Genomic DNA, 22376 nt, shown 5'->3' on the forward strand with positions numbered 1-22376 from the left:
CCAGGGGCGCTTCAGCGCAGTGTCAGCGCCCGGTCAGTGCTGTGCAGCCGCCTGCCGGCCGTGACGCGCCGCCGCGGCGTCCTTGTGACGGCGCACTTCGGCGGTCTTGGCCTCAGCAGTGTCCATGGCCTTCTCCACCACATCCACCAGCCCGGAGAAGGACTCCGTGCCGACGTATACCGCCGAGTCGTCGCGGGTCATTAGCTCCTCAAGACGGGCCTCCTGCGGCACCACGGTGACGTGCTCCTCCTTCGCCCGGGCCACCCCCGCGAGCTCGCGCAGCCGTTCGCGCCAGGTGGCGACCGGGTAGCGCTCGGCGACGACCAGGCCGAGCACGATCAGAGCGGCGACGAGGACGACGGCGAGTGGAAGGAGCATGGAACCCATGGGCATATTCTGCCTTCCGTTACTGACGGTTCCGCCGAGGAGGGACCTCGTGTCGCCCATCCGACAGCGCCGCGTGCATCACAGTTCACCCGACATGGTCCCCCGCGTCACTGGGGGTCGGGTGAGAGCCGCTGGGAGACCGCCTGGGTGACGCCGTCGCGCATGGTGATGCCGTATAGGGCGTCGGCGATCTCCATGGTGCGCTTCTGGTGGGTAATGATGATCAGCTGGCTGGAGTCCCGCAGCTCGGTGAAGATGTCCAGCAGCCGCCCGAGGTTGGTGTCGTCCAGGGCCGCCTCGACCTCGTCCATGACGTAGAAGGGCGAGGGCCGCGCCTGGAAGATCGCCACCAGCAGCGCCACTGCCGCCAGCGAGCGCTCCCCGCCGGACAGCAGGGACAGGCGCTTAACCTTCTTCCCGGCGGGCCGGGCCTCAATGTCGATGCCGGTGGTGAGCATGTCGTCGGGGTCGGTGAGTACTAGGCGCCCCTCACCGCCGGGGAAGAGCCGATCGAAGACCGCGGCGAACTCGCGGGCCGTGTCCGCGTATGCCTGGGCGAACACCTCCTGCACCCGGCGGTCCACGTCCTCCACGATACGCAGCAGGTCCGCGCGAGACTGTTTGAGATCGGCGAGCTGCTCGGACAGGAAGCGGTGTCGCTCCTCCATGGCCGCGTGCTCCTCCAGTGCCAGCGGATTGATCTTTCCCAGGCGGGCAAGTTCCCGGTTCGCCCGGGCCAGACGCTTGTCCTGCTCGGCGCGCACATAGGGCCGGCCGGTTGGCTGGGCGCCGGAGTAATCCACGCTCTCGTCGTCGACTGCCGGGGCGCCGTCGCCCGCGGCCGCGGGCACGGCACCGTCCTTATCCTTCTGATCGACCACGAGCTGGGGCACAAGCATGTGGGGGCCGAACTCCTCCACGAGCGGATCGATCTCCAGACCGAGTTCGTTCATCGCCCGCTCGGCCAGATTCGCCAGGCGCATGTTCTGCTCGGCCCGGGCGACCTCATCGCGGTGAGCAGCATCGGACAGGCCGGTCAGCTCTGCCCCCAGGGCGTCCAGTTGTTTACGTACCTCGGCTCCTGCGGCAGCAGCTTCGGAACGCTCGGCCTCAATACGGGTGCGTTCGGATTGGGCCTGCTCTACCCAGGTGCGGGCAGACTCGGCGGCAATGCGGGCCTGGTCACGCACCTGCGCGGCTGTTGCCAGTCGAGCCTGACGGGCCTTCTCCGCGCGCGCGGCGGCGGCGCGCTGCTCACGTTCGCGCCTTGCCGCCTGGCGCAGAGAGTCGGAGCGACCACGACCGCTGCGTTCCCTCTCCTCGGCGGTGCGCAGGGCCAGGCGGGCCTCCGTCTCGGCGGTGCGGGCCGCCGCGGCCGCGGCCGCGGTGTCCTCACGCATCGCGCGGGCGTTGTCGATGGCGGCATCCATATCGGCTGCTTGTCCGGCTGCGGCGGTGCCATCAACTTCGGCAACGCCGACGGCGGGCGGCCGGCTCTCGATGTCGGCGAGAGCGGCCTGTGCGGTGGCGAGCTCGGTAGCACGCTGAGCGGCCTCCGCCTCCGCCCGCTCCAGGACGCGCCGGGCCCGGCCAGTCTCCTCCGTTGCGGCGTGGGCGGCAGAGTTCAGACGCGCTAGGTTCTCCGCCACGCGGGCGGCCTCGGCGTCGGCGGCGCGCAGCCGTTCAAGCGCAGTAGCCACGGCAGCACCGGCGGAGGCCTCCCGCGCGCGGGCAGTGTCGAGCCCGGCGGCGGCCTCCCGCTCCATCTGCGCGGCGGCGGTGGCCCGAGTGTCGGCCTCCTCGTGGGCCGCGGCGAGAGCGAGCACCGAGGACGATTCACCACCACCACCGGTGGCCCAGACCGGGCCCAGTACATCGCCGTCGCGAGTGGCAACCACTGCCTCTGGTACGGCGCTGCGCAGCTCCCGGGCGGTCTCCAGATCCGCACTCACCCAGGTGCCGGCCAGGAGCCGGTTCAGCGCACGGGTCAACTCCGGGGAGTCGGCGGTGATGAGCGCGGCGGCGGGCCGGGCGCCGCGCGGCGTCCGATCCGCGAGAGCCGTCGACTGATCCGCAGGTGTCGGGCCGTCGTCGTCCAGCTCACCGGCATCCTGAATGATCAAACGCAGCCCACCTGCCTCCCGGCTACGGGCGTGAGCGAGGGCGGCAGCAGCGGCGTCGGCATCGGCTATCACCGCCGCCCCGGCAAGTTCGCCGAGCAGACCGGCCAGCGCGTCCTCCCAGCCCGCAGCCACGGTCACGGATCCGGCGAGCGGGCCCACCACGCCGGGGATGCCAACCTCGGCGAGCTCAGCAGTAGCGTCCTGGGAGTGAAGCGACAAGGCGAGGGCATCGCGACGGGCGGTCCAGGTGGCCAGCTCGGCAGCGGCCTCACGGCGGGCGTCGGTAGCGGCAGCGACTTCATCGCGAGCGTCGTTGAGTGCAGCGGTGGCCGCCTCATGGGCGGCGGCGGCCCGTGCCTGCTCTCCGACGGCGGCCTCGGCCGGATCGGAGGTGTCCGTCGGTTCGGGCAGGTCGGCACCAAAAGAGGAGGATTTAGCCTGCCTCAGAGCTCGCTCGGCTGCCGAGGCGCGCTCCTCGGCGGCCTGCACGCCGGCGCGTGCCTGCTCGACGGCGGCGCGAGCGGCCTCATGGCGGGAGCGAGCGGAGGCCAGGCGTCCGCCGGCTCGGGCGAGCACCTCGCGATGCTCGGCGCGGCGGTGCTGCAGGGTCGCAAGCGCCTGCTCCGCGCTTGTCGCGGCGGCCTCCGCCTCCACACGCTGCCCGGTGGCATCGGTCAGGGCACGGCGGGCCGCCTCAACGGCGGCGGCCAGCTCGGCCTCCTGTGCAGCGGCCTGCTGCGCGCGGCGGTCCAATTCATCGGGGTCGGTGCCGGCCACGGGGCGGGGGGATTCCGCCAGGCCGCGCACGCGTTCGGCGGCGACATCGGCGAGGGCGCCCAGGGATTGGGCCGCGGCGGTGAGCTCCTCCCAAGTGGCGGTGGCGCGGGCCAGGCGCTGCCCGGAGGTGGACTCGACGCCGGTCAGCTCCGCCAGCTCGGCACGGGCCAGGCGCTCGGACTCTTCCAATTCGGCGCGACGATGCGCCAGACGAGCCTGATCCTCCTGGCCGGCTTCGAGCAGGGACTGCACCTGCACCACGTCGTCGGCCAGCAGCCGGGCGGTGGCGTCGCGCACCTCTGCCTGGATGACATGGGCGCGGCGGGCGACGGCGGCCTGCCGGGCCAGTGGCCCGAGCTGGCGGTGCAGCTCCGCGGTCAGATCGGTTAGCCGGGTCAGGTCAGCGGCCATGGAGTCGAGCTTGCGCAGCGCCCGTTCCTTACGACGCCGGTGCTTGAGGACTCCGGCGGCCTCCTCAATGAAGCCGCGACGTTCCTCCGGGGTGGCACTCAAGACGGCGTCGAGTTGGCCCTGACCGACCACCACGTGCATCTGCCGCCCCATGCCTGTGTCGGACAGCAGCTCCTGCACATCCAGCAGCCGGCAGGTGGTGCCGTTGATCTGGTATTCACTGCCGCCACCGCGAAACAGGGTGCGCGTTATGGTGACCTCGCTGTAGTCGATGGGCAGGGCGCCGTCGGTATTATCGATCGTCAGGGAGACCTCGGCGCGTCCCAGAGCGGGGCGAGAACCGGCACCAGCGAAGATGACGTCGGCCATGGAGCCGCCGCGCAGGTTCTTGACCCCCTGCTCCCCCATCACCCAGGTCAGGGCGTCCACCACATTGGACTTGCCCGAGCCGTTCGGACCGACCACAGCGGTGATCCCCGGCTCCAGGCGGAGGGTGGTCGACGAGGCGAAGGACTTGAACCCCTTCATCGTCAACGTCTTAAGGTGCACACGCCAACAATAGCCGGAAGCAGAACAATCCGGCCCACACCAGCCGCCCCGACCAACCCCGTCACCGCCCCAGTCCGGCCACCAGATGGTCATCACCACACACCGTCTCAACGTCGTCATAGACTCCTACCCGGCAGGAACTCCCTTCCAACGGGTCATCGCGGTACTTCACAAACCTCATCATCCAAAGGAGATAGAGCACCTGCCACCCATCGCAGAACCCCCAGGAACGGTGGATCAGGACCTCACCAAGCGGACCTGACACAACCGGTTCCGATTGGAGTATCCGTGCTCGAAATCACCAACCTGTCCAAACGTTTCGGAAAACTACAGGCTCTCGACAATCTGTCCCTCAGCCTGGGCGACGGCGAGATCGTGGGCTTCGTGGGCGCCAACGGCGCCGGCAAGTCCACCGCGATGCGCATCGTCATGGGGGTGCTGACCACCGACGCCGGCTCGGTGACCTGGGACGGCACGCCGGTCGACGCCGCCTTGCGCCGCCGTATCGGCTATATGCCGGAGGAGCGAGGCCTGTACCCCAAGATGAAGGTCGGTGAGCAGCTGACCTACCTGGCCCGCCTGCACGGGGTGACGGCCCCCGCGGCCCGCCGGGCCAGCGAGCAGTGGACCGAGCGACTGGAGATCTCCGCACGGCGCGAGGACGAGGTGCAGAAGCTCTCCCTGGGCAACCAGCAGCGCGTCCAACTGGCTGCGGCCCTGGTGTCCGATCCCGATCTGCTGATCCTTGACGAGCCCTTCTCCGGCCTGGATCCGGTGGCGGTGGACGTCATGAGCCAGGTGCTGCGGGAGCGGGCCGCCGCCGGCGTGCCCACATTGTTCTCCTCACACCAGCTCGACGTCGTGCAGCGCCTGTGCGACCGCGTGGTCATTATCCGCGAGGGGCAACTGGTGGCCGACGGCACTGTCGCCGAGTTGCAGGCCGGTGCTGAACCCCGCTGGCACGCCGTCGTCGAGGTCGCAGGCGCACCCGCGGCCGCCGTCGAAGCCGCCACCGCCATGCTCGCAGGCACCCCCGCAGTGGAGGCGAGTGCCGAGCCCATCGCCGAGGGCGCACGTGTCAGCATCGTCGCCGGCGGACCCGACGAGCAGCGCCTGCTGGAGGCCGCTCAGCGCCTGGGGCGACTGCGCGAACTCGGCCCCGTAACCCGCCCGCTGACTGACATCTTCCGCGACGTGCTAGCCGCACCCACGACCGGACAGGAGGCCTGAACCGTGTCCACCACCCCCCAAGCCATTTCCCGCTCCCAGGAGATCCGCCTCGTTGCCGGCCGCGAGTTACGCATACAGTTGTTCAAGCGCTCGGCGGTGATCTCCACACTCGTCATGCTGATCCTGGCTGTCGGCGGGATTCTCGCGGTCGCCCACCTCACGGGCGGCGAGGACGAGCCCTACCGGCTGGGCGTGTCCGCCCCCGACACCGGCGCTGCCACCGCGCTCGAGCCCGCCCTGGAGCAGATCACCGGCACCAATGGCCTGCCCATCAAGGTTACTACCGACATCTCCGACGCCGAGGCCGCCCTGGGAATCAGCGGCGACAGCGACGAAGACACGACACTCGACATGGTCCTCGACCTGACCGGCCCCTCCCCGGCCCTGAAAGTCACCGAGCAGGGCAATGTTGATCAGGCGGTCGTGGCCGCGGTTACCAATGTTCTGCAACAGGCCGCCCTGTCGGGCGAGATCACTGCCCTGGGCGGCGAGCCCGCCCAGGTGGCCGAGTCCCTGGCGGGGGCCGTGCCCCAGGTAGAGGCACTTGACCCGCCCGACCAGGACTCCGCCGATTTCGGAGCCCGCTACACCGTGCTCCTGATCATCGACATCCTGCTGTTCATCATCGTAATGGGCGGTGGCCAGATAATCGCCATGGGGGTGGTGGAGGAGAAATCCAGCCGCATCGTGGAGATCCTACTGGCCTGCGTGCGCCCCACATCCCTGCTGGCTGGCAAGGTAATCGGCACCGGCACCGCCGTGCTGGTCTCCTACGGGCTAATAGGAGTCGTCGCCGGCGTGACGGCCAAGCTCAGCGGTGTGCTGCCCGATGGCGCCGTCGACGTTGACACCGCCTTGGTCGCCATGATCGTGTGGATGATCGTCGGCTACGCGATTTTCGCAGTCGGCTATGCAGCGGCCGGCGCTCTGGTCAGCCGCCAGGAGGATGTGGCCACCGCGGTCATGCCGCTGACCATGACGTTAATGATCCCATACATATTGTCATTCGTAATGGCCTTGCAGGATCCATCCGCGCTGGTGTACCGGGTGCTGGCCTACGTGCCGCCCTTCGCGCCCTTCCTGATGCCCGCTCGGCTGGTGCTGGGCGTATCCTCCTGGGGCGAGCAGCTGGCCGCGTTAGCCTTGGCGCTGGTATTCATCCCGGTATTCGTGTGGCTGGCGGCAACGGTGTACACCCGGGCCATCACCCGCACCGGCGCGCGGGTCCCCCTCAAGGAGGTCCTGTTCCGTCGCTCCGCCTGACCACGAACGTGCGTCGCGCTCGTCTCACCTTCACCCTCCTCCACCGAGGTCGGTCGATAAAACCAACGAGGTCGGTCGATATAACCAACGAGGTCGGTCGAAGTTGCGTTCCTGAATTGGGAGTTATCGGCGCGAACGTGGTGCTTAAGATCGGGGTTTTGGTTGCTGTGGTGCGGGAAAGTCGGAGTGATTATGGTCTGGGAGGTTAATCCGGGGCGGTGCTTGACATTCGCGGGTAGATGTGCGTGCCGTGAGAACACGGTCCCCACGAGCAAGACTCTGCCCGATCTGCCAGACCCCGATGAAGAAGTCCGGCCGCACCGCCGCAGGCACCAGGCGGTGGAAGTGCACCGCCTGCCGGTCCCTGGCCACCGCGCCGCGCCCACCCTCGCCGGGTAGGGCCGAACAGGCGGTGCTGGGCGAATTCATCGACTGGGCGACCGGCAGCCGCTCCCAGGCCGACATCTCCGGTGGTAGCGGCAGGGCGTTTCGCCGCCGGACGGCCTGGTGCTGGGACATCCCAGTACCCAAGCCGCCGGTCACCGGCGAGGTGTACTCCCAGATCTTCATCGACGGGATGTGGCTGGCCCACAAATGGGTGCTCCTGGTGGCCCGCAGTCCCACGCACGTGATCGCCTGGCAGTGGGCCGCGTCCGAGAGCGCGGCGGCCTACCAGGCGCTGCTAGCCGACCTGGCCCCGCCCGACCTGGCAACCACCGACGGGGCCGGCGGCGCCTTGAAGGCCATCGCCGCCACCTGGCCGGGCACTCCCATCCAGCGGTGTCTGATCCACGTGCACCGCGACACCGTCCGTGACCTGACCCACCATCCCAAGACCACCCCCGGCAAGGCCCTACTACGCCACTCCCGCAAACTGCTGAGCATCTCCACCACCGAGCAGGCCACCAGGTGGCTGGTGACCCTGAACGACTACGGCATCCAGTACAAGGACTGGCTGAATCAGCGCACCACCGCCCAGCAGGACCCCCAAACCGCCGCCCGCACCGGCCGCAAGTGGTGGTACACCCACCCCCGGGCGCGCCGCGCCTGGCGGCGCCTGGAACGCCTGGCCAAGCAGGGCCAGCTGTTCGCCTACCTGACCGACCCGGACGGCAAGCCCCGCCCCACCCCCGCCGAGCGCACCACCAACCCCATAGAGTCCATCAACTCCCAGGTCCGCGACCGGCTGCGCCACCACCGCGGCGCCACCACTGATCACCAGGCTGCCATCGCCGAATGGACACTGCACACCTACACCCAGGCACCGGCCACGCCCGCGGTGATCCTGGCCGACTGGCACACCCAAGGCCGCCCCCAGCGCGCCCGCACACCCAAACCCAAAACAAACAAGCCCACCACCAGCCACCCCGCCGGATGGGGCACCACACCCACCCCCGAAGAAGGCCTCTGGGCCCGCAAAGGCTGGGCCGGACGAACCAGCTAGAACACCACGACACGCCGGTCTAAAGCACCACGTTTACGCCTATAACCCTGAATTGGGTGAAGTGTTGGGGCCCGCACCACTACGGTGCGGGCCCCATCTGCTTTACGCCGCCTCCACAGCCCGGTTCAGTTAGCCAGGTCAGGGAACCAGATGGCGATCTCGCGCTCGGCGGTGGCCGGCGAGTCCGACCCGTGCACCAGGTTCTGAATAGCACTGGTACCCCAGTCACGGCCGAAGTCGCCGCGGATAGTGCCAGGTGCCGCCAGTGTCGGATCGGTCGCCCCCATCACGGACCGCACCCCCTCTACCACGCGCTGCCCCTCAACGACGACGGCGACGACGGGGCCGCGAGTCATGTACTCCACCACCCCGGGGTAGAAGGGCTTATCGACATGCTCGGCGTAGTGGGCCGCGAGGACCTCCGCGGTGGGCACCACCAGTTTCAGGGCGATGAGGTCGTATCCCTTGGCCTCGATACGTCGCAGAATCTCACCGGTCAGGTGCCGCTCCACGGCGTCGGGCTTGAGCAGGACCAGGATACGTTCGGGGGCGTCTGACATGACGTTCCTTCCGTTGGGGAGGGATGATGACCGCCGGCGTTAGCAGCGGCCGCTCGACCGAGTGTAGATGACAGCCCAACCAGCGCCGCTGCCATATCTACCGACCTCGGCGCGCAGCTTCGATCTACCTCGGGGTCAGGGCTTGCCGAAAAGGGCCCGCGCCTGGGCGGCGAGCACCACGGAGCCGACGATTAGCACACCGGAGGCGGTCAGCGGAGCATCGAAGCCCTCGGACATAGTCACCGCCTGTTCCGCCCCGGCCAGCAGGGTGGACGCCACCGCGACCCGATCGGCGCCGAACACCTCACGCGCCACAGCGGCCAGATCCTCGGCGTCCATCGCCCGCGGAGAGTCGACGGACACACAGACAACGGCATCGCATGCGGGTTCCAGCACAGAGAGAATCCCCTCGGCGTCCTTGTCCTTCATGAGGCCCACGACGGCGACCAGATGCTGGAAACCGAAAATCTCCTCAATTGCGGGAACCAGCGCGGCCATGCCGTGGGGGTTGTGGGCGGCGTCCACAATCACGGTTGGGCTCGAGCGCAACACCTCGAGGCGGCCGGGGGCGGTGACGGAGGTGAATCCGTCCTCGACGATTTTCGCTGGCAAGGATCTGCCGCCGAATACGGCCTCCGCGGCGGCGAGGGCGATCAGTGCGTTGTGGGCCTGGAAGGCGCCATGGACGGGAATGAAAACATCCTCGTAAACGGCCGCAGCAGTAGCGAAAGTGACCATCTGACCACCCACGGCGGGCACGCGGTCCAACACGCGCAGCACACCCGCGTTAGGAGCCAGCGGGTCCTCATCGGGATCTAGCTCCCGCCGCCACAAGGCATCATGCTCCACGGCGGCCGCGGCGATGACCTCCTGCACCGGCTCCGGCTGCGCGGCGGTAATCAACGTGGCGCCGTCCTTAATGATGCCAGCTTTGTTTGCGGCAACATCCTGAAGGGTGTTGCCAAGCCAGGCGGCGTGGTCAAGCCCGATCGGGGTGATAACCTCGACGTCACCGGGTACCACGTTCGTAGAGTCCCAGGTACCGCCCATGCCGACCTCGATCACCGCCACGTCCACGGGATGGTCGGCGAAAGCCGCCAGGGCCATGACGGTGAGCACCTCGAAGAAGCTCAGCCGCGGCCCGCCCTCGGCCTGGGAGCGGGCGTCGACCATCTCGATGTAGGGAGCGACATCCTCCCAGGCGGCGATAAAACCGTCCTCACTGATGGGCTCGCCGTCCAGGGCGATGCGCTCGCGGATGGTGGCCAGGTGGGGACTGGTGAAACGTCCGGTGCGCATGCCGGTGGCGGCGAGCAGGCCTTCGGTCATCCGCGCGGTGGAAGTCTTGCCGTTGGTGCCGGCCACGTGCACGATCCGGTAGTTGCGTTCAGGGTTGCCCAGGATGTCGAGCACAGCCGCAACGCGCTCCAGCGAAGGCTGCACGCGGTGCTCGGGCGCCCGGGAAAGGATCTCCGCCTCAACCTGCCGCATCCGCACGGACACCTCGACGGCGTGTGCGGCGGCGGTCAGGTCGGCGCGGTGACGCTCGGCGACGGCGGCGTCAGCAGCGTCGGTCGGGTCGTAGCCGGGGCTGTCGTCGCTGTCGGGAAGAAGCGGTTCCCAGTCCTCCCAGTCGTCGCTGTCGTCGGCGTCGACCTCGGTCAGGAGGGCGTCCAAGCGCTCGAGATCACCGCCTGGCACCATGTTGGCAGCGACGAGTTCACGCAAGGCCTCCAGGTCCTCGGCCTCCGCCTGTTCGCGACTGCGGTCTGCTGCGGCGCGTTCCTCAGCCGCCTGAGCCAGAGTCTTGCCCTCTAAGGAATCGGCGGCCTCCAGGTAGGGCAGCAGCTCGGGGTCGACGCCGGAGCGTGTACCGCCCGGGCCATAGACGGCGTCGACGACGTCCTCACCACTGGCGCCGACGGGGATGCCGAAGGCGGCCCCGGGGTGGGAATGCGGCCCCTGGCCGGAGGGGGCGCCCTGCTCGTGCTGCTCGCTGCTCATGTGCTTTCGTTCCCGCTTCCTGCTTGAAGACGAACCCGGGCAAGCCTAGATGATCGGCTACGGGGAGGTCGGGCCGGATGTCGCTTCCCCTTTCAAAACCGTATCGACCGAACTCGACGGTAACAACGACCGACCTCGGGGAGGGGCCGACCTGTGACCGCCTGGCTGTTGGGCATGGACCCCCAGGACCACCAGCAAGGTGCTGGGCCGGTGGGTGTCCAGATCCCCTGTCCTAGCCGCCGCGCCCAGGCCGTTGGCCGGCACCCGAGGGCCAAAGTGCGCCTCAGCCCTACCGCCACATCCCCAAAACACAAAGAGCCTATGATCAGTGCCGTTCCCGACGATCCCCGCCGGGCGCCTCACTGTGCACCGCTCCGAACGGGCGCCGTCTCCATCGGGAGGACACCCGGTTGAGAACCACGCCCGCGACCACGCCGTTGCCCTGCTCAATGGCCAGCATCGCCTCCTGCAAATCATCAACCGTAGTACGCCCCGCACGAGCGACCAATAACACGCCGCCAGCGCGTTCAGCCATTACCGCCGCATCAGCGTAAGGCAATACCGGAGGAGAGTCGATAACCACTATATGGTCCGCCTCCAGCTCAGCGATCAGGGCAGCCATTGTCGAAGACGCGAGCAACTCAGACGGATTTGACAGCATCCGTCCGGCGGGAATGAACTTCAGGCCCGGAATCGACGTTACCGTCATAACCTCTTCAGCCGATGCGTCCCCAGCCAGCAACTGCGAGAGCCCCGATGCATCCGCATCCACCCCGAATGTTTCGGCAAGCGCCGGTGCACGCAGGTCACCCTCTACCAGCACTACCCGCTCACCCGCCAGGGCGAATACCCTAGCCAAGCGCGCCGCCACCGTAGTGCGACCGTCCGCCGCCGCCGGCGACGTGACAATGAGGCTGCCACCACTGCCGCCCCCGTGCAGCACATTGGTCCGCAGACGGCGCATCGCCTCCTCGACGGCGGGGGCCGCCGTCCGTCCGGGGCCCACCCGGCTGATGGACTTCGAGTAGGGAACAACTCCCAGCGCTTTCAAATCGCCAGCGGCACGAACATCATCGACCCCGCGCAGGGTATTGTCCGTGACCTCTCGGAGAATGATCCAAATATAACCCAGAACCAGGCCGCCGAGGGCGCCGAGAACGACGAACCTCATGCTCGAAGGGGAACGGGTAGTTTCTGACAACTCTGATGATGACATCAGCACGATTTCCGCGGGGTACCGGTCCCCCTCCAACTCGCGCACCTCCTGGGCCGATTGAATGATTGCCTCATCGGCCACACGCCGCGCCAACTCTGGTGAGGACGCCGTCGCCGTGACCACCACCGTTGCCGTATTCTCCGCATGTGACGCCGTCAACGATCTCGCGATCTGCGACGCAGTCTCATCCAGCCCGAGGGAGTCGACGACACGCTGCCCTACCGTCTCCGAGGTGAGCACCGGGATGACCGCATCGATCTTGCGAGACGCCAACTGGGTTGCCACGTAATACGAGTCGGTGGTGTCCGCGACGTTGTCCGGCACGTACACCCGCATGTAACCGACGGCTTTGGCCGTATAGGTCACCGGAAGCGCAGCCACCGCGCCGAGCGCCGCCAACATACTCAACACAATCACCAGCGCCAGGCTGCCGATGCGCTGTCGGCTCAGGGCCAACAGTCCGTTCAGCGTCATGAACCGATCACCTCCCATGTGCCCGATCGCATCCGCGCCGAGCAGCCGTGAACCCGAGCGCGGCACCGACTGCACCCGCCTCCGGACTCGGCGGTACCCCAACAGCGGTTTCTGGTAATCACAGCATAACCCCCTTGAACGTCTTCTTCTCCGGGAGCACTAGCCTGTCTCCGAAAACCACGTCATAGATCTCCGGCACAAAGAAGGACGTGCCGTTTGCGTCGGTGAAGGTGATCTCACCGAAGAAGACGCGTCCTTCGACCTCGTAGAAATCCACTCTGGCACAGGCGAATCCCCTACCGAGCTCCTCCGCCAGGCGGCACATCTCATCCAATCTCTCAGGCGGATCGATATCCCCAGCGATATCCCCGTACCCGACGTATTCGAACGGCGCCCTAGTCCAGTCGGGAAGATAGGTTCCGCGTTCTATACGGGAGAATCTGCCATCGACGACGAATATGAACTGAACGACGCCGTCGAAGGTCATGAACTTGTAGTCCCGCAGGCCGCCCGAGCCGTCTTCGAGCAGCTTCTCACAAACGATGCGCGGCTCACAGAACTCGTAGTGCAGTTCGAACCCGCCGCGCATGGCATGCCTCCAGGTCAACCAGTCCGCAAGCTTACGCCGAGTGCGCGTCAAATCGAGCTCATCCTTGTCATGAACGACTATATTCCAGCCGGAGCCATGCGTGGCCTTCAGCACAAAACTCTCCGGAAGCTTGTCAAAGTCGATGTCATTCGGATCGTCCCATACACCCAGCAACGGCACGAGGTAGTCCGCACCGATACGCTCTGCCACCCAGTCCCTGACTAGGAACTTGTCCGCCAGCCGCCCCTTCAAAGGAGTCGAATCGTACAGCTTGAGCCAGTGAATTTTATCGGCCAATGTACGGGGATCGTCAAGTTCGCACGGACGCCGCATCAACCAACACCACTGCACCAGGGCCGCGCGATACTCCTCCGGCTGGAGCCGACAGTTGCGTTGATGCAACGCGCGCAATCCCCGGGCCAGCACCCAACGCGGGACGATCCTCTTCACAATACCCGTGACATCCATGTCAAACCCCCAACTTGAACGAGACCTCTGACTACGCAATAACCCGGCCGAGCCGGCACGAACCAACCGGAACAGTCGGCCCGCCCCAAGTGTGCTCCAGCTCTCGCGTCAAATTTCCTATGAACCGCCACTGCCCCTCCTTCCGGTGTGGGAACCGATCCAACCGCGCGTCTGTCTTACAAGTGCCGCCACCATCCCCCAGTCCGACAGCAGCAACAGTATCAGTGAAGCCCAGATAATGCTCGCCGCCAACGGGGAAGCTTCGAGCGACGCCGCACAGGCGATAACTCCAACCAGCGCCAACTGACCTAATATCCTCAACGCACTCGTGGGCAACCAGATTCTTCTCCTAATGTCATACATTCGGATTCCGAACATCACCACATATGCCGAGAGCATACCGATCACAGCCCCCCAGATACCGAGCACCATTGACAGCAGCATGCCAACCAGGACGTTCACCACCGCGCCAACCAACGTCGAAACCATCAACATGCGATTGTCCATCAGTGCCTGGTAGAAACTCTCGAAGAAGATCGATAGTGCCCCAAAAGCCGCGGCGAGCATTAGTAGCGGAACATATCTCCAGGCAACACCGAAATCCGATCGCAACAAGAACTCCGATATTGACCTGCTCATCGCGATCACGACTCCGGACAGCACGAGCACCGCCCACGCATAACCGCGCAGCACACGCGCAAAGAACACCCCGCTGCCAGGCGAACCGATCGCCTTAGAAGCAGAGTACTGCCAAGCCAGCTGGAACACCGAGGTGCCCAGGTTGATGATCGCCGGCAGTTTGCTGGCGGCTGTGAATACGCCCGCATCTCCGGCGCCTCTGCTCCACAGCACAACGTACCTTCCGGATATGCTGACAATCCACCAGGCGATCAAGTTCGGTACTAGTGGCAGACTGTAACCGAGCATTCTCCGCAGTAATCGGCCATCGAAACTCGACGGTGAAAGGAATCGATACTCGTGAGACATCGCGAAGGCCATCGTGGAGGCCACGAAATGCGCTATCGAATATGACCACAAATACCCTGATACGCCCGCGCCGGCGCGCACCACCAACACGTAGGTTCCCACCAGTAGGGCCACGGCATTGGTCATCCCGTAAAGAACATACCTCTTGACGTGTCCGCACCCCCTTGCGAATTGCGCGGTACCCTTGTAGGCGCATACGGATGCGAAGAGAACGAACACGGCTAGCGCGAACGAGTATCCGAACACGAAATGGGCCGCGGCGCACATGGCGCCGACGCAGACGATACCTCCCCCAAGTAGAATCACTGCGTTGGTGAACAGACTGGTCTTCCGAATTCCGTCATCGATCGAGAACCTGTACAGCGCCTCAACGGCACCCAGCGACATGACCGGGAGCAGTATCTCCATACTGTTGTTGGCAAGCTCCGCGACTCCGTACTCCTCAACTGTCATCACCGTCGTGTACAGAGGCATCAGGATGAACGACACCAGTTTGACGCCCAGCGTGCCGACGGCGAACACGAACGTGTTGCCGATCAGCTCGCGGAGCCTTCCCCTATCACCTGCGGCCATGAGTGCCCCTCTCCGTCATCGCGGTCCTCCGATCACAAGCCGCCATGCCATCGACACAGCATCACCACAGCGCTCTCATGACCTCTCCTCAAGACCGCTCACCGTCCACGATCCGCGCTGGCACGCCAACAGCTGTTGCACCCGCGGGAACATCGGAGAGCACGACTGCTCCAGCACCAATTACGGCATCGTCTCCGACCACGATGGGCCCCAATAGCTTGGCACCACATCCGACCAACACCCTGTCCCCAATGATGGGGACCTCCTTGAGTCCCTTCCTTCCGCCGATCGTGACCTGATGGGATATCGTGCAGCTCTCGCCGATCACGGCGTCGGGATGAATCACCACCGCAAGCGCATGGTGGGGAAACTTTGTTCCTGCACCTACTCGGGCCGCATACGGTACATCGCAAGCGAAAACCATTCGCATGAACGCTCTCACAGCGTACGCGAAGATACGCATACGGTGTCCGGCGAGCCAACGCGCAACTGAATAGCACCGGTATACCGGGTCCATGGTCATCGTCCTTCCTGAAGGAAACTGACGTAAGGAAACAAGTTGAACCACTCCGGCCGAACCGTTAGTGCCACCGTCCGGTGTGCAAAACACAGCGGAACAGTCAACACCTGGGCCCCAATCCGATGACGAACATCGCCATGCGATATCACGTTAGCAACCCCGACGACGAATGGCAGGGTGAAGTACATCTCGATCCTGTCCAGCAAGTTGAAACCTAGCGAAACCACCATCACACCGAGATCCAGCAGCACGAAGGCCAGGAGCACCCGCGTCCTTCCCGACGGGTCATCGTCCACCGCCGTCTTCCAGCCGCAGCCCGCCGCAACCACGACTATCATTATCCTCACGCATATCCCCAGCACCGTGGCGGACCTGACTCCCCCTTCCGCGTAGGCCGAATTGAGGTAATGCCCGTAGTAGGTCAACGCCGGGCCGAATCGCGTCAGTATTGCTCCCAGCATCGCCGCTAGGAACACCACCGCAGTACCCGCCTTAAGCCAGCCCGCGAACGTGTGGGCACTAATAGAGGTCACGAAATATAGCGGAAGCAGTAATAGTGCGGAACTGTGAAACTGTGATGCGAGCAGTATCAGAAGCACGTAGTGAACCGGCCTACGGTTAAGCAACGCCGGGAACGCGAACAGGAAGAGTGCCACCGCGACGCCCTGCCTGAGCGCCAGCATGACGTCGTAGAAGACCGACATGCCGAAGGCAAGCAGTACGGCGACCGAGTTTGAGAACGCGTAACGATGAATAAATATGAAGATGGCGCCGAAGGCCACTATGGACAGCACGAGCAGGAACACGTTGAAATCGTCCGTGACCCTGCTGACAACGTAGTTCAAAACCACATAGCCGCGCTCAAAACGGCTGACGGAGTATGCCTCCTCCAGCGAATCGGCTCCGACAATGGAATGGAACACCCTCCTGTACTCACGAGTGTCGCTACCCACGGTAACGGCGCGCATAGAGCTAAGCACGATGAAGCCACCGGTCGCGACAAGGAGTGTCAACGTGCCCTTCACGCCACCTTCGGTTCGCGATCCGAAGGACAAGCCGCTAGCCAGCAACAGGCAGACGAAAAGCGCATAATGTAGCCACATCACCGTCTACCGATCTGAGAGAGTGCCTCATATCGGCGTACCATCTCACCCACCGCCTCGGCCACGTCGTAACCCCTCCGGCGCGTCGCCTCGACACCGAGCTCTCTACCCCGATCGGTGCGTAGGCGTACCGACTCAATCCGTCTGACCCAGGCATCCGGCGGCGAGGCCAACGGAACGAACGAGCAGTTCAGCGTCTCAATCTCACCCGGCACTCTATCCGAACAGACCACAGGGACGCCGGCGCACTGTGCCTCGACACCGGCCAGGCCGAGCCCTTCAAACCTCGATGGGAGAACGAATACGTCCATCGCCTGGTACAGCTCTGACACCCGTCCGCTGTGTCCGAGGAACATGACCCGGTCCGCCAGATCCTGCTCGCGAGCAACGGCCTCGTAGTGCTCTTTTAACGGCCCGTCCCCGACCAAAAGGAGCCTACTCGAGGGTTCATGCCGAAGAAATTCCTTGAAAACAGACAACAGAAGTGCGTGATTCTTCTCCTCGCTAAAACGGCCGACGTGTCCTATGACGCATCTGTCATCGAGCCCGAACTCACCCCGTATCGCATTTCTGACGTCGGAGTTGAACTCGAACCGTTCAACTTCAATCGCATTCCGCATGATGGTGAAGCTAAGAGATCCGAACAGGTGGACGCCGGCCTCGTATGAGCACGCCATGCGCGCATCCGAGTAGCGTCGAATGTTCCTGCATGCGAGCCAATTGCGGAACGCCCTTATTCTACTACCCGAATATCCGGTGGAGTGCGAGTGAACTATTACTGTGGCAGCTCCGTTTCGATGAATCACCGGATACAGAAATCTTGCCAGCATGGGATCATGAATATGCACAACACTATATTCGCCCCCATGTTCCTTCAGAACCCTCGCCAGATGCCTTCGTATCGTCAAGATGTTCTTACTATCAGGGCCCTCAAGGCACCTGCCACCCAGGTCCTCAATCTCATCCTGATACGTTGTATCCGAGGGGTGGTAGTAGGTGTAGAAGTCGAATACAACCCTACTGCGATCGATATGTCTGAAGTAGTTCATCAGAACGCCCATCACACCCGAACGAACCGTTAGGGAAGAGTGAATGTGCAACACCCGCAGAGGGGTTCGAACGGACTGCGGTAAACGCTCCGCCCCACGGCGCTGATTCATTGTCGCACTCCTTTGTTCTGTCCCTATCGAAAAGTCGTTACGAGCGGCAGATCCGGCGTCGGCCACTATTTAAGCCGAAACACCTTGATCACTCCCCATACTATCAGATGAAATACAGATCTCGCAATACTAAGGTGTTCTATTTGTCGGTACAGCGTCCAATGGTACGTCACGAGATCGAGCTTGTTACTCGATATCGATCCGGCCCTGACACGGTAAGCGGCGAGCACCTCGGGAATACTCCATATGTACGGCTCCTGCCGGAGCATTCGCAACCACAAGGCGTCGTCGTTCCGTTTCCGGATATCAGGCACCTCGAACTTGCCCATCCGGGAAACGTCATACATCACCGTTGAGTTTCCCACGGGGCAATCCAGGAGCAGGCGCCGGTAGGAGATCCGCCTAGGACTACGCATCACCTTCCCCCGGCGCATCCCGGGATCAGTGAACTGCTGGTACGCAGTGCAAGTGAAGGCAACCGACTTGGTTCGCATGAACCGCACCTGCTTCTCGAGCTTCTCGGGGTGCCACAGATCATCGGAGTCAAGAAACGCCATGTACTGTCCACGAGCCCGCTTCATAGCCCGGTTGCGGGCAACAGCGGCACCTGAGTTCCGGGGGAGTCTGATACAGCATATGCGCGAGTCCTCGCGGGAAAGCTCGTGCACCACCTCGGCGGTGGCGTCTGTCGAGCAGTCGTCCACCACGATCAACTCCCACTTGGAATACGTCTGCGCCTGCACGGAACGCACCGCCTGCGCTATGAACGGCTCGCTGTTGTAGGCAGGCATAATGACCGATACTAGGCCGGGTTCCGGGTTCATGGTTATAGCTCTCCAGCTCCCCTGTCAATCAGGACCGCACGAAGGGTCGCCAACATGATTTTGAAGTCCCGGGCTATGCTGAATTCTCTAATATCGTTCAGATTGAAAGCCATCTTTCGCGGAAGAATGTACTCGACGTATGCCCGGTCGGCGTCGGTTACTGACGTCAGCAACTGTGCCTCGTCCTTGAACTCTATACTTGCGGTAGAAGTAACACCCGCAGGAAGCAGCAGCGTCGCCAACATCTCCGGAGTGTACTTACGCACATATTTTGGGACCTCGGGACGCGTGCCCACGAAACTCATATTTCCTTGCAGAATGTCGATCAGTTGGCTGACCTCATCGATCCTGTACCGACGGAGGAAGGCCCCCACCCTGGTGACTCGGGCGTCGTTGTGTAAAGTGAGCTGCTCTCCCGCCAGATGAGAGCCCGCCTTCATGGTACGGAACTTGTGTATCTCAAATTCGCGACCGAACTGCGTCACGCGCTTCTGCCGGAAGAATACGGGTCCAGGTGATTCCACCTTGATTATGATTGGCAGGATGGCAAACAGCCAGGCGAAGGCAATCAGCATTGCGCCCGCTCCCGTGACATCAAGCAGTCTTTTGAGGCGCAACTCGCATTGCCGTTCGGCCAAGCGGTCGTAGTATGGCCGTACGGCATCGTTCCGCATCTCCGGAGGAAGATCCTGCCAGGAAGGCAGGACCATCGTGATCCGTTTAGCCGGATCAGCACGTAGGTTCGACATGTGCCTCCCACACATTGAGATCCCACCAAACGGGACGCGCCTGCTTTTCTACAAGGTTCCGCCAGCGCCCGAAGGAACGGTGGCGTCGTCGAATTTGCCGGTCAATGACCCGACTTCGGGTTCAGATTCATATCCACTGCCACTCGGTTGGCTTCATGGACATAAGACGTGCCGCGCTGATAGCTCCATCTCTCCTCATGAAAGGCTCGCCTTATCGAGGTACAGAATCCGCTTGCCGCCTCAACGCGGTCGATGTTTAGGCGGACTTGGTTCAGGGTCGCATCAAGGCCTGCGAGTCCTCCTCTTCGATAAGGTCGACGCCGGTCACAGTACTCACTGCCGACAACAGTATGGTACTTTCACAGGGCGACACATACAAGCGATCTCACCTAACGGTGCCGCATCGGTACTACGCTCTGTGCTTTGGCACAGGCAACGAGTGTTTCCCAAGGGCATGACCGTAACACTAAACGGCCAACGGATGCTCCCGCTCAGGGAGCATTTTTGGAGCGGGTGCGACGGTGTAGGGACGCCGGGGCGGAATGTCTCAATTCGGCACAAACGCCTCCGACGCGCGCTCCGACACCGGACAACTGCACATCCTCGGCCAGCGCGCCGTCACCCCACGTCCCTCAATTCGCACCCCTTAAACCGGAAGAAGAGCAGGCCGGGATGACCGGGCAGAACAGTTTGGGGGCCATACCGTGGTCGTTGTCGATCAAGTACCTATCCCATGCGGCCCGAGTCCCTTGGGCTACTTGGGTCTTCGCTGCGCAGTTGCAGCGCCGCTGCCACACGATCCGCGGGCTTCCTGTTCAGCTGGCATCAAGTCGGCCGACGCTCCACTCCCCCTCGGGCGTGCGGTCCAGGCGGTCAAGGATGCCGGCATCCCGGAAGGCCCTTATGGTGGCGCCTGGGCCATCGATGAAGTGCTCCCAACCGGTCTGGTGGACTACGACGACGTGCGGCGCCTCCAACACCTGCGCGGCCGCGCTGGCTCGCTCGGCAGACAGGCTCAGGGGCCGGCCCCCGAACTTGGCGGGCACCGTCGCTCGCCCAGCATTCAGGATCGCGTGGTCGATGGAGCCGAAGCGCTGCCGCACCTGCACAACCAATGCCAGCGAGGCATTGTCGCCACTGACGTATACGGTTGTGCCATCCGCCTGAATGACGAAGCCGGTGACCTCACAGTTGATGTGTCCGGCGGTGTCTACCTCGCCGTCGGCGGGACCGTGCTGGGCCGGGACTGCAGTCACCGTCACTTCATCACCTATTTTGGCCGACTCCCACGGATCCAGGCCCTTAGCGTGTGCCCCGAGCTGACGTGCCGACCCCGGGTTGGTGAGCAGTCGCGGTGCAGCCAGGGCGAAGGCCCTTCCCGACACGTCGAGGTTGTCGGCGTGGTCGGCGTGGCTGACCAGCACCACATCGGCGTCCGCGACGGCCTGCGCCTGTACCGCAGGTCCATGAGTCTTGCGCAGGACCCCATAATCGGTGGGAGGGTCGAAGGTCGGATCGATCACCAGCCGCTGACCGGCTAGATCGATGACGACGCTCGGACCACCGACCATGAGGAAGCCGAGTGCGTGACGCGGCAGGGTCCCAGTCATGAAGCTCTCCTTGTGCGATGAAAGGCATAAAGTCAGGTTTACCGGAGGGTCTACGCCGTCGCTCCATCGAAGAGTTTATCAACGATTGCGGCAACCGGGCCGGTGGCAGCGGAAGGCTAGCCAGTGCCAGCCCATAAAGATAGGTTATCAACGTCACCGGCGTGGGCGGCAGCCCTGCCCAGTCCGCTTGTCAGCCAGTTTACGGCAGGGTAGGCGGCGGGTGCATACTGCCCGAAGGCGTCAGTGAATCCATTACGCATGGTTGCGCGCCCAGCGGCCTGAGAACGCACGGGGGACAACCGTGTCGGTAAAGCGTTCGTCACGCAACGCGGCCCGATACAGGGAGTGGGTCCCCGCCTCGTCGGCCTCAAGAACGGCCGTTCCCAGTTGTACCGCTTCGGCGCGTCCTATCCACCCGCGCACCTCGGCAGGAGTGGTTATCCCACCAGTGACAACAATCGGCAGCTTAACCGGCTCTTCCGGTTTGAGGTGTTGGCGGTGGTGGGTGTGGGCCTGGCCGGCTGCCGCCCCGTACTTGGACCGCGCTACTGGGCTTGGACCGTCTGAGAGTGCGTTTCAGGCAGTCCAACCGCAGCCAGGCAGTCCAGTCCCAGCCGATCGGACAAGGAAGGGCCACGCGTGTCCGCCGCCAGCACCCGCAGCTCCGAGTCCCAGCCGTTCGGACGAGGAAGGGCCCGGTCGACAACCGCCCAGACCTGCCCGCCGCACCAGGGCGGTAGGCCGGCACATGAAACACCAAAGTGTCCAGAATCGGCACAAACACCCCGCCCCTCCCAGCAGACGCCCTCAGATTCGTTGGAACTATGCGGCTGCAGTGGGCCGCTTCGGGTACGGGAACATCGTTTGTGCAGAATCCGGACACCTCCCCAGGGCCCGACAGCCCCACCAACCGAACTCGATGGTTATATCGACCGAACTCGATGGTTATATCGACCGAACTCGGCGAACACGGCCCAAACCGGAAGAGCCGGAAAACCGGCTCTTTCACGCACACTGGCCCAATTCGAACGTCGACTGGGCACGCGTCTGCTGGAACGCGACACGAAGGCAATGGGCACGATCGCAGCGGGTAGCCGCTTTCTGCCTCATGCTCGTCACATCTCCCGCTTCTCCGACGCTGCCGGACGTGTTTGGGCAGAACTGGCGCGTCACCCATTGGTCATCAACCGGGTAACGGGGACCACTCAGCCGTCCCTGTGGGAGCCGGCTCCACAACACGTCACCTACTGCGCCAATTACAACCAGTGGCTTGTCTACGTGGCCTCCGACCGTGGTATCGGCGTGGTTCCGGCTCTGGCTGCCCGGTTGTCCCCGCATCCGGGGATCGAATATCA

At 64.2% G+C, this 22376-nt stretch carries 17 protein-coding genes; 3 read left to right on the plus strand and 14 right to left on the minus strand.

Annotated elements, in window-relative coordinates; all coding sequences use genetic code 11:
- Nucleotides 1-33: 33 nt before the first annotated feature.
- Together CWT10_RS10350 and smc are read right to left on the minus strand one after the other, a co-directional pair.
- Nucleotides 34-387 carry a hypothetical protein gene (locus tag CWT10_RS10350; RefSeq protein WP_103062992.1) on the minus strand — a complete coding sequence of 118 codons (354 nt, stop codon included), beginning with the start codon at nt 385-387 and terminating at the stop codon, nt 34-36.
- 107 nt (nt 388-494) lie between these two features.
- Complete coding sequence (gene smc / locus CWT10_RS10355) at nt 495-4226, minus strand: chromosome segregation protein SMC (protein WP_244936737.1); 3732 nt, start codon at nt 4224-4226, stop codon at nt 495-497.
- A gap of 309 nt (nt 4227-4535) precedes the next feature.
- Here smc and CWT10_RS10360 point away from each other — a divergent pair, with 309 nt between their 5' ends.
- The 3 genes from CWT10_RS10360 to CWT10_RS10370 all read left to right on the plus strand — a co-directional run bounded on the left by CWT10_RS10360 (nt 4536) and on the right by CWT10_RS10370 (nt 8184).
- The gene (locus CWT10_RS10360) at nt 4536-5477 is read left to right on the plus strand and encodes an ABC transporter ATP-binding protein (RefSeq protein WP_103062983.1); all 942 of its coding nucleotides are present in this window, start codon (nt 4536-4538) and stop codon (nt 5475-5477) included.
- A gap of 3 nt (nt 5478-5480) precedes the next feature.
- Nucleotides 5481-6740 (plus strand): ABC transporter permease, encoded by a 1260-nt coding sequence (locus CWT10_RS10365; protein WP_103062984.1) that lies wholly within the window; start codon nt 5481-5483, stop codon nt 6738-6740.
- A 250-nt stretch (nt 6741-6990) separates the two neighbouring features.
- Complete coding sequence (locus CWT10_RS10370) at nt 6991-8184, plus strand: IS1249 family transposase (protein WP_280525553.1); 1194 nt, start codon at nt 6991-6993, stop codon at nt 8182-8184.
- A gap of 125 nt (nt 8185-8309) precedes the next feature.
- Here CWT10_RS10370 and ndk read toward each other — a convergent pair whose 3' ends face one another.
- The 12 genes from ndk to CWT10_RS18010 form a co-directional block, all read right to left on the minus strand.
- The gene (gene ndk / locus CWT10_RS10375) at nt 8310-8744 is read right to left on the minus strand and encodes a nucleoside-diphosphate kinase (RefSeq protein WP_103064189.1); all 435 of its coding nucleotides are present in this window, start codon (nt 8742-8744) and stop codon (nt 8310-8312) included.
- Between the two features lie 135 nt (nt 8745-8879).
- Nucleotides 8880-10748 carry a bifunctional folylpolyglutamate synthase/dihydrofolate synthase gene (locus CWT10_RS10380; protein WP_103064188.1) on the minus strand — a complete coding sequence of 623 codons (1869 nt, stop codon included), beginning with the start codon at nt 10746-10748 and terminating at the stop codon, nt 8880-8882.
- A gap of 325 nt (nt 10749-11073) precedes the next feature.
- Nucleotides 11074-12438, minus strand: coding sequence for a tyrosine-protein kinase domain-containing protein (locus CWT10_RS10385; RefSeq protein WP_158247698.1), 1365 nt, complete (start codon nt 12436-12438; stop codon nt 11074-11076).
- A 118-nt stretch (nt 12439-12556) separates the two neighbouring features.
- On the minus strand, nt 12557-13324 hold the full coding sequence (locus CWT10_RS10390; protein ID WP_233188368.1) for an ATP-grasp fold amidoligase family protein: 768 nt from the start codon (nt 13322-13324) through the stop codon (nt 12557-12559).
- A gap of 288 nt (nt 13325-13612) precedes the next feature.
- On the minus strand, nt 13613-15055 hold the full coding sequence (locus tag CWT10_RS10395; RefSeq protein ID WP_103064185.1) for a lipopolysaccharide biosynthesis protein: 1443 nt from the start codon (nt 15053-15055) through the stop codon (nt 13613-13615).
- Between the two features lie 88 nt (nt 15056-15143).
- Nucleotides 15144-15578: a serine O-acetyltransferase gene (locus CWT10_RS10400; RefSeq protein ID WP_342353539.1), complete on the minus strand. Its 435-nt coding sequence runs from the start codon at nt 15576-15578 to the stop codon at nt 15144-15146.
- Nucleotides 15575-16600, minus strand: a complete 1026-nt coding sequence (locus CWT10_RS10405) for an EpsG family protein (protein ID WP_233188367.1) — start codon at nt 16598-16600, stop codon at nt 15575-15577. Before CWT10_RS10405 ends, CWT10_RS10400 begins: the two co-directional genes overlap by 4 nt.
- Before the next feature lie 77 nt (nt 16601-16677).
- Entirely contained in the window at nt 16678-17838 is a 1161-nt protein-coding gene (locus CWT10_RS10410; protein WP_103064183.1) for a glycosyltransferase, read from the minus strand.
- Between the two features lie 65 nt (nt 17839-17903).
- Nucleotides 17904-18662, minus strand: coding sequence for a glycosyltransferase family 2 protein (locus CWT10_RS10415; RefSeq protein ID WP_103064182.1), 759 nt, complete (start codon nt 18660-18662; stop codon nt 17904-17906).
- 2 nt (nt 18663-18664) lie between these two features.
- A complete protein-coding gene (locus CWT10_RS10420; RefSeq protein ID WP_233188365.1) occupies nt 18665-19411 on the minus strand; it encodes a sugar transferase in 747 nt (248 codons plus the stop codon).
- A gap of 815 nt (nt 19412-20226) precedes the next feature.
- Nucleotides 20227-21021 (minus strand): MBL fold metallo-hydrolase, encoded by a 795-nt coding sequence (locus CWT10_RS10425; protein WP_103064180.1) that lies wholly within the window; start codon nt 21019-21021, stop codon nt 20227-20229.
- Between the two features lie 252 nt (nt 21022-21273).
- Nucleotides 21274-21486, minus strand: a complete 213-nt coding sequence (locus CWT10_RS18010) for a nitronate monooxygenase (RefSeq protein ID WP_103064179.1) — start codon at nt 21484-21486, stop codon at nt 21274-21276.
- Between the last annotated feature and the right edge of the window lie 890 nt (nt 21487-22376).

The sequence above is a fragment of the Actinomyces qiguomingii genome (assembly GCF_004102025.1).
Lineage (GTDB): Bacteria > Actinomycetota > Actinomycetes > Actinomycetales > Actinomycetaceae > Actinomyces > Actinomyces qiguomingii.